The sequence below is a fragment of the Pseudomonas sp. NyZ201 genome (assembly GCF_049860765.1).
In the GTDB taxonomy this organism is placed as follows: domain Bacteria; phylum Pseudomonadota; class Gammaproteobacteria; order Pseudomonadales; family Pseudomonadaceae; genus Aquipseudomonas; species Aquipseudomonas bharatica.
This window is the reverse complement of sequence record NZ_CP187557.1, coordinates 1,226,079-1,241,738: the sequence shown is the minus strand read 5'-3', so window position 1 is coordinate 1,241,738 and position 15,660 is coordinate 1,226,079. Positions and strand designations below refer to the sequence as shown.

General features: G+C 64.4%; 12 protein-coding genes. 5 read left to right on the top strand and 7 right to left on the bottom strand.

The window, feature by feature from the left end; all coding sequences use genetic code 11:
• The 4 genes from ttgB (at position 1) to ACPFMA_RS05740 (ending at position 7,326) form a co-directional block, all read left to right on the top strand.
• Positions 1 to 3,153, top strand: coding sequence for a multidrug efflux RND transporter permease subunit TtgB (ttgB, locus tag ACPFMA_RS05755; protein WP_425929823.1), 3,153 nt, complete (start codon positions 1 to 3; stop codon positions 3,151 to 3,153).
• On the top strand, positions 3,150 to 4,583 hold the full coding sequence (gene adeC / locus ACPFMA_RS05750; protein ID WP_009401178.1) for an AdeC/AdeK/OprM family multidrug efflux complex outer membrane factor: 1,434 nt from the start codon (positions 3,150 to 3,152) through the stop codon (positions 4,581 to 4,583). Before ttgB ends, adeC begins: the two co-directional genes overlap by 4 nt.
• Positions 4,584 to 4,946: 363 nt before the next feature.
• Positions 4,947 to 6,203, top strand: coding sequence for an OprD family porin (locus ACPFMA_RS05745; protein WP_064303444.1), 1,257 nt, complete (start codon positions 4,947 to 4,949; stop codon positions 6,201 to 6,203).
• 193 nt (positions 6,204 to 6,396) lie between these two features.
• Positions 6,397 to 7,326 carry a LysR family transcriptional regulator gene (locus tag ACPFMA_RS05740; protein WP_009401180.1) on the top strand — a complete coding sequence of 310 codons (930 nt, stop codon included), beginning with the start codon at positions 6,397 to 6,399 and terminating at the stop codon, positions 7,324 to 7,326.
• Here ACPFMA_RS05740 and ACPFMA_RS05735 read toward each other — a convergent pair.
• A complete protein-coding gene (locus tag ACPFMA_RS05735) occupies positions 7,312 to 8,001 on the bottom strand; it encodes a Crp/Fnr family transcriptional regulator (RefSeq protein ID WP_064303445.1) in 690 nt (229 codons plus the stop codon). The genes ACPFMA_RS05740 and ACPFMA_RS05735 overlap by 15 nt on opposite strands.
• Before the next feature lie 88 nt (positions 8,002 to 8,089).
• On the opposite strand from ACPFMA_RS05735, the gene ACPFMA_RS05730 reads away from it, so the two are divergent.
• A complete protein-coding gene (locus ACPFMA_RS05730) occupies positions 8,090 to 8,614 on the top strand; it encodes a DUF962 domain-containing protein (RefSeq protein WP_420059091.1) in 525 nt (174 codons plus the stop codon).
• Between the two features lie 90 nt (positions 8,615 to 8,704).
• On the opposite strand, the gene pcaC is transcribed toward ACPFMA_RS05730, so the two are convergent.
• From pcaC to ACPFMA_RS05700, 6 genes are all read right to left on the bottom strand, one after another.
• Positions 8,705 to 9,097, bottom strand: a complete 393-nt coding sequence (gene pcaC / locus ACPFMA_RS05725) for a 4-carboxymuconolactone decarboxylase (RefSeq protein WP_009401183.1) — start codon at positions 9,095 to 9,097, stop codon at positions 8,705 to 8,707.
• A gap of 12 nt (positions 9,098 to 9,109) precedes the next feature.
• Complete coding sequence (gene pcaD / locus ACPFMA_RS05720; protein ID WP_425929822.1) at positions 9,110 to 9,901, bottom strand: 3-oxoadipate enol-lactonase; 792 nt, start codon at positions 9,899 to 9,901, stop codon at positions 9,110 to 9,112.
• A gap of 11 nt (positions 9,902 to 9,912) precedes the next feature.
• A complete protein-coding gene (locus ACPFMA_RS05715) occupies positions 9,913 to 11,277 on the bottom strand; it encodes a 3-carboxy-cis,cis-muconate cycloisomerase (RefSeq protein WP_420059089.1) in 1,365 nt (454 codons plus the stop codon).
• A 45-nt stretch (positions 11,278 to 11,322) separates the two neighbouring features.
• Entirely contained in the window at positions 11,323 to 12,612 is a 1,290-nt protein-coding gene (locus ACPFMA_RS05710; protein WP_425929821.1) for an MFS family transporter, read from the bottom strand.
• 122 nt (positions 12,613 to 12,734) lie between these two features.
• Positions 12,735 to 13,940, bottom strand: a complete 1,206-nt coding sequence (gene pcaF, locus ACPFMA_RS05705) for a 3-oxoadipyl-CoA thiolase (protein WP_170394296.1) — start codon at positions 13,938 to 13,940, stop codon at positions 12,735 to 12,737.
• A gap of 234 nt (positions 13,941 to 14,174) precedes the next feature.
• Positions 14,175 to 15,521, bottom strand: coding sequence for an MFS transporter (locus ACPFMA_RS05700; RefSeq protein ID WP_425929820.1), 1,347 nt, complete (start codon positions 15,519 to 15,521; stop codon positions 14,175 to 14,177).
• Positions 15,522 to 15,660 lie beyond the last annotated feature (139 nt).

Genomic DNA, 15,660 nt, shown 5'->3' with positions numbered 1-15,660 from the left:
ATGTCGAGATTCTTTATCGATCGCCCGATCTTCGCCTGGGTGATCGCCCTGGTGATCATGCTGGTCGGGGCGTTGTCGATCCTCAAGTTGCCGATCAACCAGTACCCGAGCATCGCTCCGCCGGCGATCGCCATCGCCGTGACCTACCCGGGCGCTTCGGCGCAGACCGTGCAGGACACCGTGGTCCAGGTGATCGAGCAGCAGCTCAACGGTATCGACAACCTGCGCTATGTGTCGTCGGAAAGTAACTCCGATGGCAGCATGACCATTACCGCGACCTTCGAGCAGGGCACCAACCCCGACACGGCCCAGGTCCAGGTGCAGAACAAGCTGAACCTGGCCACCCCGCTGCTGCCGCAAGAAGTGCAGCAGCAGGGTATCCGCGTGACCAAGGCGGTGAAGAACTTCCTGCTGGTGATCGGCCTGGTTTCCGAAGACGGCAGCATGACCAAGGACGACCTGGCCAACTACATCGTCTCCAACATGCAGGACCCGATTTCCCGCACCGCCGGTGTCGGTGACTTCCAGGTCTTCGGTGCCCAGTACGCCATGCGCATCTGGCTCGACCCGGCCAAGCTGAACAAATTCCAGCTGACCCCGGTCGATGTCAAAACCGCTGTCGCCGCACAGAACGTCCAGGTGTCCTCCGGCCAGCTCGGCGGCCTGCCCGCCCTGCCCGGCCAGCAACTGAACGCCACCATCATCGGCAAGACCCGCCTGCAGACCGCCGAGCAGTTCGAGAAGATCCTGCTCAAGGTCAACCGCGACGGTTCGCAAGTGCGCCTGGGCGATGTCGCCAAGGTCGGCCTGGGCGGTGAAAACTATGCGGTCAGCGCCCAGTTCAACGGCAAGCCGGCCTCCGGCCTGGCGGTGAAACTGGCCACCGGCGCCAACGCCCTGGATACCGCCAAGGCCCTGCGCAAGACCATCTCCGACCTGGAACCGTTCTTCCCGCCGGGCATGAAAGCGGTCTTCCCGTACGACACCACGCCGGTGGTGACCGAGTCCATCAGCGGTGTGATCCACACCCTGATCGAAGCGATCGTGCTGGTGTTCCTGGTGATGTACCTGTTCCTGCAGAACTTCCGCGCCACGGTGATCACCACCATGACGGTGCCGGTGGTACTGCTCGGCACCTTCGGCATCCTCGCCGCGGCCGGCTTCAGCATCAACACCCTGACCATGTTCGGCATGGTCCTGGCCATCGGCCTGTTGGTGGACGACGCCATCGTCGTGGTGGAAAACGTCGAACGGGTGATGACCGAAGAGGGACTATCGCCCAAGGAAGCGACCAAGAAATCCATGGGCCAGATCCAGGGTGCGCTGGTGGGCATCGCCCTGGTGCTTTCGGCGGTACTCTTGCCGATGGCGTTCTTCGGCGGCTCCACCGGTGTGATCTACAAGCAGTTCTCCATCACCATCGTCTCGGCCATGGCCCTGTCGGTGCTGGTAGCGCTGATCTTCACCCCGGCGCTGTGCGCAACCATGCTCAAGCCGGTCAAGAAGGGCGAGCACCACACCGCCAAGCGTGGTTTCTTCGGCTGGTTCAACCGCAACTTCGACCGCAGCGTGCAGAGCTACGAGCGCGGCGTCGGCAACATGCTGCGGCACAAGACGCCGTACCTGCTGGCGTACCTGCTGATCGTGGTCGGCATGGTCTGGCTGTTCACCCGCATCCCAACCGCGTTCCTGCCCGAGGAAGACCAGGGCGTTCTGTTCGCCCAGGTGCAGACTCCGGCCGGTTCCAGTGCCGAGCGCACCCAGGTGGTAGTCGACCAGATGCGCGAATACCTGCTGGACAAGGAAGCCGATACCGTTTCCTCGGTGTTCACCGTGACCGGCTTCAACTTCGCCGGCCGTGGCCAGAGCTCGGGCATGGCCTTCATCATGCTCAAGCCATGGGGCGAGCGCTCCGCCGAGAACAACGTGTTCAACCTGGCGGCCCGCGCCCAGCAGCATTTCTTCAGCTTCCGCGACGCCATGGTGTTCGCCTTCGCCCCGCCTGCGGTACTGGAGCTGGGTAACGCCACCGGTTTCGACGTGTTCCTGCAGGACCGTGCCGGCGTCGGCCACAACAAGCTGATGGAAGCGCGCAACCAGTTCCTCGGCCTGGCGGCGCAAAGCAAGATTCTCTCGGCAGTGCGTCCCAACGGCCTGAACGACGAGCCGCAGTACCAGTTGACCGTCGACGACGAGCGCGCCAGTGCCCTGGGCATAACCATCGCCGATATCAACAACACCCTGTCGATTGCCCTGGGTGCCAGCTACGTCAACGACTTCATCGACCGTGGCCGGGTCAAGAAGGTCTACATCCAGGGCGAGGCTTCGTCGCGGATGAGCCCGGAAGACCTGCAGAAATGGTACGTGCGCAACGCGGCTGGCGAGATGGTGCCGTTCTCGTCCTTCGCCCACGGCGAGTGGATCTATGGCTCGCCCAAGCTGTCGCGCTACAACGGCGTCGAGGCGGTGGAAATCCTCGGTGCGCCGGCTCCCGGCTACAGTACCGGCGACGCCATGGCCGAAGTCGAGCGGATCATCGCGCAACTGCCGTCGGGTATCGGCTACTCCTGGACCGGCCTGTCCTACGAGGAGCGCCTGTCGGGCTCCCAGGCACCGGCCCTGTATGCCCTGTCGCTGCTGATGGTGTTCCTCTGCCTGGCCGCGCTGTATGAAAGCTGGTCGATCCCGATCGCGGTCATGCTCGTGGTGCCCCTGGGGATCATTGGTGCGCTGCTGGCCACCAGCCTGCGCGGACTGTCCAACGACGTGTACTTCCAGGTCGGGCTGTTGACGACCATCGGCCTGGCGGCGAAAAACGCCATTCTGATCGTCGAGTTCGCCAAGGAACTGCACGAGCAGGGCCGCAGCCTGATCGACGCGGCCATCGAAGCCTGCCGCATGCGTCTGCGCCCGATCATCATGACCTCGCTGGCGTTCATCCTCGGCGTGGTACCGTTGGCCATCGCCAGCGGCGCAGGCTCGGGCAGCCAGCACGCGATCGGTACCGGGGTGATCGGCGGCATGCTCACCGCGACCATCCTGGCCATCTTCTGGGTACCGCTGTTCTTCGTAAGCGTGTCGTCGTGGTTCGGCAGCAAGAAGCCGGAAGAAGACGCCACACCTGAAACCCCACGTTATGAGGCTGGGCAATGACCAAGTCCTTGATGTCCCTGGCGGTGACCGCGTTCATCCTGAGCGGTTGCTCGCTGATTCCCGAGTACAAGACCCCCGAGGCGCCGGTGGCGGCCCAGTGGCCGACCGGCCCGGCGTACTCGCCGGCCGAGTCGGCCCAGGTCGCCGCGGCCGAACAGGGCTGGCGCCAGTTCTTCCATGATCCGGCGCTGCAGCAACTGATCCAGAGCTCGCTGGAAAACAACCGCGACCTGCGTGTCGCGGCGTTGAACATCGACGCCTACCGCGCCCAGTACCGCATCCAGCGTGCCGACCTGTTCCCGGCGGTGTCGGCCGACGCCAGCGGTTCGCGCCAGCGGGTTCCGGCGGACATGTCGCAGACCGGTCGCTCCGGCATCACCAGCCAGTACTCGGCCACCGTCGGCGTCAGCGCCTACGAGCTGGACCTGTTCGGCCGGGTGCGCAGCCTCAGCGAGCAGGCCCTGGAAACCTACCTGTCCAGCGAGCAGGCACGTCGCTCGACGCAGATCGCCCTGGTGGCCAGCGTCGCCAATGCCTGGTTCACCTGGCAGGCCGACCAGTCGCTGCTCAAGTTGACCGAAGAGACCCTCAAGACCTACGAAGAAAGCTTCAAGCTGACCCAGCGCAGCGCCGAGGTTGGCGTGGCGTCGGCGCTCGACCTGAGCCAGTCGCGCACCGCCGTGGAAGGCGCGCGGGTCAAGCTGGCGCAGTACCAGCGCCTGGTGGCCCAGGACCTCAACGCCCTGACCCTGCTGGTCGGTGCCGGGCTGCCGGTGAACCTGCCGGCGGCCAGGCCGCTGGACAGCGACCTGCTTTCGGAAATGCCGGCCGGCCTGCCGTCGGACCTGTTGACCCGGCGCCCGGACATCATGGAAGCCGAGCACCTGCTCAAGGCGGCCAACGCCAATATCGGCGCGGCCCGCGCGGCATTCTTCCCGCGCATCAGCCTGACCGCCAATGCCGGGACCCTGAGCCCGGACATGGACGGGCTGTTCAAGGGCGGTTCGGGTACCTGGCTGTTCCAGCCGTCGATCAGCCTGCCGATCTTCAATGCCGGTGCGCTGAAGGCCAGCCTGGATTACTCGAAGATCCAGAAGGACATCAACGTTGCCAGGTACGAAAAGACCATCCAGACCGCCTTCCAGGAAGTCTCCGATGGCCTCGCCGCGCGCCAGACCTACAACGAACAGTTGCAGGCCCAGCGCGACCTGGTCGCCGCCAACCAGGATTACTACCGCCTGGCCGAGCGTCGCTACCGCATCGGCGTCGACAGCAACCTGGTGTTCCTCGATGCCCAGCGCAACCTGTTCAGCGCGCAGCAGGCACTGATCGGCGACCGGCTGTCGCAACTGGTCAGCGAGGTGAACCTGTACAAGGCACTGGGTGGCGGCTGGTATGAAAAGACCGGCGATGCCCAGGCTTCGCGTTGATGCTGTAGCGCTGTGAACAAAGAGCCCACCTCCCAGGTGGGCTTTTTTATATAAATCCAAAGCATGACGCGGACCTTGTGGGAGCGGGTTCACCCGCGATTGCGGTGGTGGACTCACTACCGTAATCGCGGGTGAACCCGCTCCCACAAGGTCCGCGTCCAGCTTTTGAATAAAACTAACTATTCAGTTAGTGTTCGATTATCGCCCAAAACCGCCTGTAACGAATTGATTCACCCCCGCCCCGCACAGCACCATCCTCCCTGCCGCTTGTCCCCAAGCACACCCAAAAAGCACGCAACCCGATCTGCGCCTTTCCAGTCGCAGCGGATGGTTTCGGCTTACATAAAAACAAGAGATACATCGATGAAGAACACTCCGCACACAGCACGGCACCTGCTTCCCGGCGTTCTCGCCATGACCTGCGCCCTCCCCGCCATGGCCGCTGAAAGCGGTTTCCTCGAGGACGCCAAGGCCAACCTCAACCTGCGCAACTTCTATATCAACCGTAACTTCGTCGACCCGGCCAACCCCCAGGGCAAGGCCGAAGAGTGGACCCAGAGCTTCATCCTCGACGCCAAATCGGGCTTCACCCAAGGCACCGTCGGCTTTGGCGTGGATATCCTCGGGCTGTACTCGGTCAAGCTCGATGGCGGCAAGGGCACGGCGGGCACCCACCTGCTGCCGGTGCATGACGACGGCCGTCCGGCCGACGATTTCGGCCGTCTCGGTGTGGCCCTGAAGGCGAAGATCTCCAAGACCGAACTGAAGGTCGGCGAATGGATGCCAGTGCTGCCGATCCTGCGTTCCGACGACGGCCGCTCGCTGCCGCAGACCTTCCGCGGCGGCCAGGTCACCTCCCAGGAAATCGACGGACTGACCCTCTATGCCGGCCAGTTCCGCGGCAACAGCCCGCGCAACGACGCGAGCATGGAAGACATGTTCATGAACGGCAAGGCGGCCTTCACCTCGGACCGCTTCAACTTCGCCGGCGGTGAGTTCACCTTCAACGAAAAGCGCACCATGGTCGGCCTGTGGAACGCGCAACTGAAGGACATCTACCAACAGCAGTACATCAACCTGGTGCACAGCCAGCCGCTGGGCGACTGGACCCTGGGTGCCAACCTCGGCTACTTCCTCGGCAAGGAAGACGGCTCGGCCCGCGCCGGCGACCTGGACAACCGCACCGCCTCGGCCATGCTCTCGGCCAAGTACGGCGGCAACACCTTCTACGTCGGCCTGCAGAAAGTCAGCGGTGACGACCAGTGGATGCGGGTCAACGGCACCAGCGGCGGGACACTGGCCAACGACAGCTACAACTCCAGCTTCGACAACGCCAAGGAACGTTCCTGGCAGTTGCGCCACGACTACAACTTCGCTGTGCTCGGCGTGCCTGGCCTGACCCTGATGAACCGCTACATCAAGGGTGACAACGTGCACACCGCCACCGTCGACGACGGCAAGGAATGGGCGCGGGAATCGGAGCTGGCCTACGTGATCCAGTCCGGCACCCTGAAGAACCTGTCGGTGAAATGGCGCAACTCCACGATGCGCCGGGACTACAGCACCAATGCCTTCGACGAGAACCGCCTGATCATCAGCTACCCGATCAGCCTGCTCTGACCCTTGGGGCGGCGGCGGCCCCTCTCTCGCCGTCGCCCGTTTTTCTTATGCAATACCGAGCTAAACAGTCAAGAATTCATTCTTGGACGAAATAAGCCGATAGCTTTACAACACCGGTTTTAGTCGGTGATGCCGGGGGCCGCTGCGCGGCCCCATTGGCAACACTGCCCTTCCTGAAACACCGGTATTTCAAATGGATCTCCGCCAACTGCGCTATTTCATCGCGCTCAACGACCACCGCAGCTTCGTGCGTGCCGCCGAAGCCATGGGCATCACCCAGCCGGCCTTCAGCCGCAGCATCCAGGGCCTGGAACAGGAACTGGGCTGCATCCTGGTAGATCGCGGCAACAAGGACCTGCGCCCGACACCCGAAGGCCAGATGGTCCTGCAGCACGCCTTGCGCCTGGTCCAGGGCGCCAACCAGCTCAGCAACGACGTGCGCCGCATGACCAAGCTCGATGCCGGCGAACTGCACTTCGGCGCGGGCCCCGCCCCCGCCGTAGACCTGGTGCCGCGTGCCCTGACCAGCTTCCTCAAGGCCCATCCGCGGGTGCAGACGCGCCTGCGCGTGGACAATTGGGAAAACCTGAGTCGCGCCCTCAGCCGCGAAGAAATCGAGTTCTTCATCGCCGATATCCGTCATTTCGAAGCCGACCCGAATTTCCAGACCCGCGCCCTGACTCCACGTCGCGGCCTGTTCTTCTGCCGCCCGGGACATCCGCTGCTGAGCAAGGACAGCCTGTCCACCAACGACCTGTTCGACTATCCGCTGGCCACGCCACAGATACTCCCCGGCGCACGCAAGCTGCTGGCCAACCTCAGCGGCAAGACCGACTTCTCGCCCCAAGTACAGACCGAGCACCTGCCGACCCTGCTCAAGGTGGTGCTGGACAGCAATGCCATCGGCATCGGTCCGGAAGAAGCCTTCGCCAACGAGATCGCCACAGGGGAGCTGGTGGAACTGCATTGGCGCAACCTGCCGGTGAACCAGGAAAGCCTCAAGGCCCGCTGCGGCATCGTCAGCCGCAGCGGTTATCGGCTGTCACCGGCGGCGCGGGCGATGATCGAAACGCTGGTGCAGCTGGATCACCAGCCGGCGGCCAACGAACTAGCCCTTGGCTAGCTGCTCGAGACGGGCGCTATCGACAATCTCGATCTCGCCGTAGCCCAGGCGCAGCGCACCTTCCTGTTGCAGGTTCTTGAGGATCTGGTTGGTGGTCTGGCGTGACAGCGAGAGCATCAGCGCCAGTTGCTCCTGGGACAGTTGCAGCACCCGCCGAGGGCCGTCCACCTCGCCGTAGCCTGCGGCCATCTGCAGCAGGCGGAAGGCCACGCGAGGCGCGGCCCCCATCAGGCTCTGCTGCTCCAGCGCGACGAAGGCCAGGCGCAGCTTGTGGCTCATGAGCAGGGCGAACTCGCGCCAATAGCGGGGCTGCTCGTCGAGCAACGCCTGTACGCTGGCCTGCGGCACCCGCAACAACCGGGTCGCACCTTCGGCATAGGCGTCGTGGGTGCGCGGCTGGCCGTCGAACAGGCAGATCTCACCGAACCAGTGCGGCGCCTCGACCAGGGTCAGCAGGGCTTCCTTGCCGCCGGCGCTCACCGCCCCGATGCGTATCGCCCCGGACAACACCGCATACAGGCCACAGGGCGCATCGCCGCGCTGGAACAGGCGCTCGCCTGCGGCCAGCGCCAAGGGCCGGGCGGCCTCCAGCAGGCGGTCCTGCAAGGCAGGCGATAACTGCCTGAACCAATGGCCGTGTTGCAACTGTTCGCGCCAGGCGTGGGTATCGTTCATCCGGAGCCTCGGAAGCGACTGTCGGGCAGGCGACAGACTGGGACGGACCCGCCGGGCATGCTGGGTCATCCCTGACGGAGGAACAACAATGAAAAACCTCGTTGAACATCTGAGTCAATACGCCAGCTACCACCGTGATCCACGCAATATTGCCACGCACTTCGTGGGGATCCCGATGATCGTGGTGGCGGTGACCGTGCTGTTGTCGCGGCCGGGCGTCGAACTGGGCGGGTTGTGGCTGTCGCCGGCGTTGCTGGTGGCGTTACTGTCGATGGGGTTCTACTTGCGGCTGAGCCTGAACCTGGGCGTGCTGATGACCGGGCTGTTGCTGTTATGCCTGTGGGCCGGGAAAGTGCTGGCGCTGCAGAGCACTGCGGTGTGGCTGGGAGCCGGGCTGGGGCTGTTTTTCGTGGGCTGGGTGATCCAGTTCGTCGGGCACTACTACGAAGGGCGCAAGCCGGCGTTCGTCGACGATGTCAGCGGGCTGATCGTCGGGCCGTTGTTCGTAGTGGCGGAGCTGGCGTTCATGTTCGGGCTGTTGCCAGCGTTGAAGGCAGACATCGAGCGGAATGCGGGGCCGGTTTGTGTTCGGCAGAAGAAGGCGACTGCCTAACTTTGTGGGAGCGGGTTTACCCGCGATTGCAATGGTGAATTCACCGACGTAATCGCGGGTGAACCCGCTCCCACAGGGTACGCGTCGCTCTTAGGTACGCGATTCGACCCCAAGCTCATCCCACACCGACTCAGCCAGGTGGAAGGTGGCATTGGCCGCTGGAATGCCGCAGTAGATCGCGCTTTGCATCAGCACTTCCTTGATCTCGTCGCGCGTTACGCCGTTGTTGGCGGCGGCGCGCAGGTGCAGCTTGAGCTCTTCGTTGCGGTTCATGCCGATGAGCATGGCAATGGTGATCAGGCTGCGGGTGTGGCGCGGCAGACCCGGGCGGGTCCAGATATCACCCCAGGCGTGGCGGGTGATCATTTCCTGGAACTCACTGTTGAATTCGGTGAGGTTGGTCAGGCTGCGATCGACATGGGCATCGCCCAGCACCGCACGGCGAACCTGCATGCCGGCGTCGTAACGTTGTTTCTCATCCACGGGTACAGCTCCTCAACGGGCCAGCAGGAAATCGATGACGCGGCGGCTGAACGGCTCGCCCACTTCGACGTTGGACAGGTGGGCGGCATGGAACTCGGCGTATTCGGCACCGGGCACATGCTCCTGGATGAACAGCCCGCCCGATGGCGGCGTGACCGCATCGGCGGAACCGGAAATCACCAGCAGCGGCGCCTTGATCTCGCCGAGTCGATCGCGGAAATCGGCATCGCGCACGGCCGCGCAATTAGCCGCGTAGCCTTCGGGCGAAGTGGCCGCGAGCATATCGGTGATGCGCTTGGCCGACTCGGGATTGGCTTCGGAATACGCCGGGGTGAACCAGCGCGCGATGGAGGCATCGCGCAGGCCGACCATGGCCGCCTCGCGGTCACGCAGCACGGTTTCGATCCGCGGGTTCCAGACCTCGGGCGAAGCGATCTTCGCGGCGGTGTTGCACACCACCAGGCGGTCCAGGCGCTCGGGGGCGTTGATCCCCAGCCACTGGCCGATCAGGCCGCCCATGGACAGGCCGCAGAAATGCGCCTTGTCGATCTCCAGCGCATCCAGCAGCGAGAGCACGTCGCGCCCCAGTTGCTCGATGCTGTACGGCCCTTCGGTGACCAGCGACTGGCCATGGCCACGGGTGTCGTAGCGCAGCACACGGAAATGCGCGGCGAACGCCGGGACCTGGGTGTCCCACATATGCAGGTTGGTGCCCAGCGAGTTGGACAGCACCAGCACCGGTGCGCCTTCAGGACCGTCGAGCTGGTAATTCAGAACGCCATCGGCGAGTTGTACGCTTCCCACAGCAGCCTCCTTCAGGCTTTGAATCGTTGATGTTCGGCCACCGCACGCTCGACCCAGGCCTTGGCCTGGCCGAGGTAGTTGGCCGGGTCGAGCAGGCGGTCGAGTTCTTCGGCGGACAGTTCCGCGCTCACCTGAGCATCGTCGCCGAGCACGGCGCGCAGGTGACGCTGTTCGGCCACCGCACGCTTGCAGCAGGTTTCCAGCAGATGGTGCGCATGGTCGCGCCCGAGGCGCTGGGCAAGGACGATACTGACGGCCTCGGCCAGCACCAGGCCCTGGGTCAGATCGAGGTTGCGGCGCATACGCTCGGCATCCACTTCCAGGCCCTCGGCGATGATCCGCGCCTGGCGCAGCGCTCCCGAGACCAGGCAGCAGATTTCCGGCAGGGTTTCCCATTCGGCATGCCACAGGCCGAGGCTGCGTTCGTGCTCCTGCGGCATCGCCGAATACAGGGTGGCGACCAGGCCGGGCACGCGGGTCGCGGCACCGATCAGCACCGCCGCGCCAACCGGGTTGCGCTTGTGCGGCATGGTCGAGGAACCGCCCTTGCCCGGCGCCGACGGCTCGAACACCTCACCGGCTTCGGTCTGCATCAGCAGGCTGACATCGCGGCCCATCTTGCCGAGGCTGCCGGCGACCAGGCCGAGGACCGAGGCGAACTCGACAAGACGGTCGCGCTGGGTGTGCCAAGGTTGTTCCGGCAAGCCCAGCTTGAGCTGGTCGGCCAGGGCCTCGGCGATCGGCAGCGCCTTGTCGCCCAACGCCGCCAGGGTGCCGGAGGCGCCGCCGAACTGCAGGGTCAGCAGGCGCGGCTTGAGTTCGGCCAGGCGCTGGCGGCTGCGGTCGAGGGCGCCGAGCCAACCGGCGATCTTCATGCCCAGGGTCACCGGGGTCGCGTGCTGCAGCCAGGTGCGCCCGGCCAGCGGGGTGTCGGCATGGGCGCTGGCCTGTTTGGCGAGCACGTCGGTCAGTTGTGCCAGCTCGTCTTCGATCAGGGCCAGGGCGTCGCGCAGTTGCAGGACCAACCCGGTATCCATCGCATCCTGGCTGGTAGCGCCCAGATGCACATAGCGCTCGGCTTCGGCCACACCGCTGGCGATGACCTTGCCCAATGCCTTGACCAGCGGGATCGCCGAGTTGCCGGCGCTGCCGATGGCCTCGGCCAGTGCGCCAAAATCGTAGCGTTCGGCCTGGCAGGCCATTTCGATGGGCGCCACCGCCACCGCCGGGATCACCCCGACGGCGGCTTCGGCGCGGGCCAGGGCGGCCTCGAAATCGAGCATGCCCTGGACCCGGCCACGGTCGGAGAAGATCTCGCGCATGGCCGGTGCGGTGAAGTAGGCATCGAACAGCTGGTTGCCCGGACGTGGTTGCATGTCTGGTCCTTCAACAGGACGCGCTGCACGCAGCGCGTCGATAGGTCAATGATCGTGGTGCAGGTACGCGGCCTGTTTCGGCAGGCGCAGGCTGAACAGGAAGGCAATCGCCATCATCGCGGTAACGTACCAGTAGAACGCGCTTTCAACATGGGCAGCCTTCAGGCTCAGGGCGACGAACTCCGCCGAACCGCCGAACACCGCGTTGGCCACGGCATAGGCCAGGCCAACACCCAGCGCCCGTACCTGGGGCGGGAACATCTCGGCCTTCACCAGGCCGCTGATGGAGGTGTAGAAACTGACGATGGCCAGGGCCAGGGTGATCAGCACGAAGGCCAGGAACGGGCTGGTCACGGTTTTCAAGGCCATCAGGATCGGCACGGTGAACAGCGTGCCCAGGGCACCGAACAGCAGCATCGAATTGCGCCGGCCGATACGGTCGGACAGCATGCCGAACAGCGGCTGCATGCACATGTACAGGAACAGCGCGCCGGTCATGATGAAGCTGGCGGTCTTGGCGCTCATCCCGGCGGTGTTCACCAGGTACTTCTGCATGTAAGTGGTGAAGGTATAGAAGATCAGCGAGCCGCCGGCGGTGTAGCCGAGTACGGTGATAAAGGCCGCGGCGTGGTTGCGGAACAGGCCCTTGATGCTGCCGGCTTCCTTGTCGCTACGGGTTTCGGCACTGCTGGTTTCCTCCAGCGAGCGGCGCAGCAGCAGGGAGATCACCGCGGCGATGGCGCCGATCACGAAGGGAATCCGCCAGCCCCAGGCGCGCAGTTCGTCCTCGGTCAGCAGCTGTTGCAGGATCACCACCACCAGCACCGCCAGCAACTGGCCGCCGATCAGGGTCACGTACTGGAACGAGGCGAAGAAACCACGTTGGCCACGCAGGGCCACTTCACTCATGTAGGTCGCGGTGGTGCCGTATTCGCCACCGACCGACAGGCCCTGGAACAGCCGCGCCACCAGCAGCAGCGCCGGAGCCATAACGCCGATGCTGGCGTAGGTCGGCAGGCAGGCGATCACCAGGGAACCGGCGCACATCATCAGCACCGAGATCATCATCGAATTCTTGCGGCCATGGCGGTCGGCAATGCGGCCGAACAGCCAGCCACCGATAGGGCGCATCAGGAAGCCTGCGGCGAACACGCCGGCGGTGTTGAGCAATTGCACCGTGGGATCATCGGACGGGAAGAATGCGGGGGCGAAGTAGATGGCGCAGAAGGCGTAGACGTAGAAGTCGAACCATTCGACCAGGTTGCCCGAGGACGCACCGACGATGGCGAAGATGCGTTTGCTGCGTTCTTCGCCGGTGTAATAGCTTGAGGTCATGACTGCATACTCCTGGAGTGTATTAACGAGTCTAGACACACCCGGTAACACTCTCGTTCCGCCTGACAATCACCCCGGACGATTGGCCTTGCGTGGAGGCCGCCCGTCCGGGGTCATTGGTTTTACACGCGCTCGATGGCCAGTGCGAGGCCTTGGCCAACGCCGACGCACATGGTCGCCAGGCCTTTGCGGCCGCCGGATTTTTCCAGTTGGTGCAAGGCAGTCAGGATCAGACGCGCACCGCTCATGCCCAGCGGGTGGCCGAGGGCGATGGCGCCGCCGTTCGGGTTGACCTGCGGCGCATCATCGGCAAGCCCCAGGCCGCGCAACACCGCCAGGCCCTGGCTGGCGAAGGCTTCGTTAAGCTCGATCACATCGAAATCGCTGACCGCCAGGCCCAGGCGCTCGGTGAGCTTGAGCACCGCCGGAACCGGACCGATCCCCATTACCCGGGGTGCCACACCGGCACTGGCCATGCCGAGCACGCGGGCACGCGGGGTCAGCCCGTGTTTCTTCACGGCTTCGGCGGAGGCGAGGATCATCGCGGCAGCACCGTCGTTGACACCCGAGGCATTGCCGGCGGTGACGGTCTTGTCCGGGCCATTGACCGGTTTCAGCTTGCTCAGGATTTCCAGGGTGGTGTCCGCGCGCGGATGCTCGTCATGCTCGACCACGGTCTCGCCCTTCTTGTGGGCAATACGTACCGGGACGATCTCCTCGGCAAAGAAACCGGCGGCCTGTGCCGCTGCGGTGCGCTGCTGGCTGCGCAGGGCGAAGGCGTCCTGGTCGGCGCGGGAAACGTTGTAGTCGTCGGCGACGTTATCAGCGGTTTGCGGCATGGCGTCCACGCCGTATTGCGCTTTCATCAGCGGGTTGATGAAACGCCAGCCGATGGTGGTGTCTTCCAGCTTCATGTTGCGCGAGTAAGCGCTTTCGGCCTTGCCCATGACGAACGGCGCACGGGACATGGACTCTACGCCGCCGGCGATGGCCAGTTCCATCTCGCCGCTGGCGATGGCGCGGAAGGCAGTGCCCACCGCGTCCATGCCCGAAGCGCAGAGACGGTTGAGGGTCACGCCCGGCACGCTCTCCGGCAGTCCGGCCAGGAGCAGCGCCATGCGCGCCACGTTGCGGTTGTCTTCACCGGCCTGGTTGGCACAGCCGAGGAAGACTTCGTCGATCTGGTCCCATTGCACGGTCGGGTTGCGCTCGATCAACGCCTTCAGCGGGACTGCCGCCAGGTCGTCGGCGCGCACGCCGGCCAGCCCGCCGCCGAAACGGCCGATGGGTGTACGAATGGCGTCGCAGATAAATACATCACGCATCAAGGCTTCTCCTGAGTTCCGGCGCTATGGGCGGGGTGGTATGGAGATGAGAGTACGGCGGGGGTTGGGGCGGTTCAATCCGATAATCGGCATAGCGTTCGTTTATCGAACATATTGTCGGGGTATTTAGAGCGACGCTGCCCCTGTGGGAGCGGGTTCACCCGCGATTACGGTGGTGAATTCACCGACGCAATCGCGGGTGAACCCGCTCCAACAGGCCCGCGCTAGCATCCGAAATCAGGTCGCATCAGCATGGCTGACCACACCCTTGACGATCACCGCCACGGTGGCCAGGCCTGCCGGAATCACCAGCGCCGTCAGCACCTGCTCGAAGTTCCAGCCCAGGCCCAGCAGGGTCGCGCCCATCCAGGCACCGAGGATGGCGCCGAAGCGACCGATCCCGAGCATCCACGACACACCGGTCGCCCGCCCCTGGGTCGGGTAGAAGCGTGCCGCCAGCGAAGGCATCGCCGATTGAGCGCCGTTCACGCACATGCCGGCGATCAGCACCAGGGTCGCGAGCAGTGTGATATTGCCCAGGCTCTGCCCGACCGCGTAGGCGAACACCCCGGCCAGCAGGTAGAAGGTGCCGATGACCTTGTGCGGATTGAAGCGGTCCATGGCCCAGCCGACGCCCACTGCACTGAGCACGCCACCGAACTGGAACAGCGCGCCAATGAACGCAGCCTGCTCCATGCTCGCACCGCTGTCGCGCATCAGCGTCGGCAGCCAGCTGGTCAGCAGGTACACGATCACCAGGCCCATAAAATAGGTCAGCCACAGCAGCAGGGTGCCAATGCTGTAGGTACCGGAGAAGATCACCGCCAGCACGTTGCGGCTCTTGACGGTCTTCTGTTCCGGCACGCTGAAGCTGCTGGCCCGGGCTACGGTGGCCGGCTCGATCGGGGCAAGGGTCTTGCGGATCTTGTCGATGCTACGGTTGCGCACCACCAGGAAGCGCGCCGACTCCGGCAGCCAGAACACCAGGACCAGCGCCAGCACTACCGGCAACAAACCGCCAATCAGCAGCAGGCTGTGCCAGCCGTAGGCCGGGATCAGCTTGGCGGAAATGAAACCGCCGCCGGCCATGCCCAGGTTGAAACCGCAGAACATGCTGGTCACCAGCAGCGACTTCAAACGCTCGGGTGTGTACTCCGACAGCAGGGTCGTGGCGTTTGGCATGCCGGCGCCCAGACCCAGGCCGGTCAGGAAGCGCAGTACCAGCAACTGGTCGACATTGGTGCTGTAGGCCGAAGCCAGGCTGAAGCCGCCGAACACCACGACCGCACCGACCAGCACTACCTTGCGGCCGAAACGGTCGGCCAGCGGCCCGGAGCCCAGGGCACCGAAGACCATGCCGATCAACGCGGCACTCATCACCGGGCCGAGGCTGGCGCGATCGATGCCCCAGTCCTGGGACAGTGCCGGAGCGATGAAGCCCATGGCAGCGGTGTCCAGGCCATCGAGGAATACGATCAGGAAACAGAGGATCACTACGCGCCACTGATAACGCGACAAGGGTTGGGCATTGATGAAGGACTGGACGTCCAGGGAAGTTCCGGTAGCAGCGTGCGGGCTGTTCATTGTTGTTATCCGATAAATCAGGCGAGCAGGCGCGAGCGCGTCTTGGCTAAACGCGAAGCGCGGGTCTGGACAAGGAAGATCTGGTAAACGAGATCTAGCCGGTGCGGCTAGGGATGGATGTGCGGGTCATTGGACTGTG

What these genes read in the sequence shown, in the direction of transcription:
- ACPFMA_RS05715 (WP_420059089.1), bottom strand. Translation starts at nt 11,277, where the DNA reads ATGCAACCACGTCCGGGCAACCAGCTGTTCGATGCCTACTTCACCGCA.
- ACPFMA_RS05710 (WP_425929821.1), bottom strand. Translation starts at nt 12,612, where the DNA reads ATGACCTCAAGCTATTACACCGGCGAAGAACGCAGCAAACGCATCTTC.
- ACPFMA_RS05700 (WP_425929820.1), bottom strand. Translation starts at nt 15,521, where the DNA reads ATGAACAGCCCGCACGCTGCTACCGGAACTTCCCTGGACGTCCAGTCC.
- ACPFMA_RS05745 (WP_064303444.1), top strand. Translation starts at nt 4,947, where the DNA reads ATGAAGAACACTCCGCACACAGCACGGCACCTGCTTCCCGGCGTTCTC.
- adeC (WP_009401178.1), top strand. Translation starts at nt 3,150, where the DNA reads ATGACCAAGTCCTTGATGTCCCTGGCGGTGACCGCGTTCATCCTGAGC.
- ACPFMA_RS05735 (WP_064303445.1), bottom strand. Translation starts at nt 8,001, where the DNA reads ATGAACGATACCCACGCCTGGCGCGAACAGTTGCAACACGGCCATTGG.
- ttgB (WP_425929823.1), top strand. Translation starts at nt 1, where the DNA reads ATGTCGAGATTCTTTATCGATCGCCCGATCTTCGCCTGGGTGATCGCC.
- ACPFMA_RS05740 (WP_009401180.1), top strand. Translation starts at nt 6,397, where the DNA reads ATGGATCTCCGCCAACTGCGCTATTTCATCGCGCTCAACGACCACCGC.
- ACPFMA_RS05730 (WP_420059091.1), top strand. Translation starts at nt 8,090, where the DNA reads ATGAAAAACCTCGTTGAACATCTGAGTCAATACGCCAGCTACCACCGT.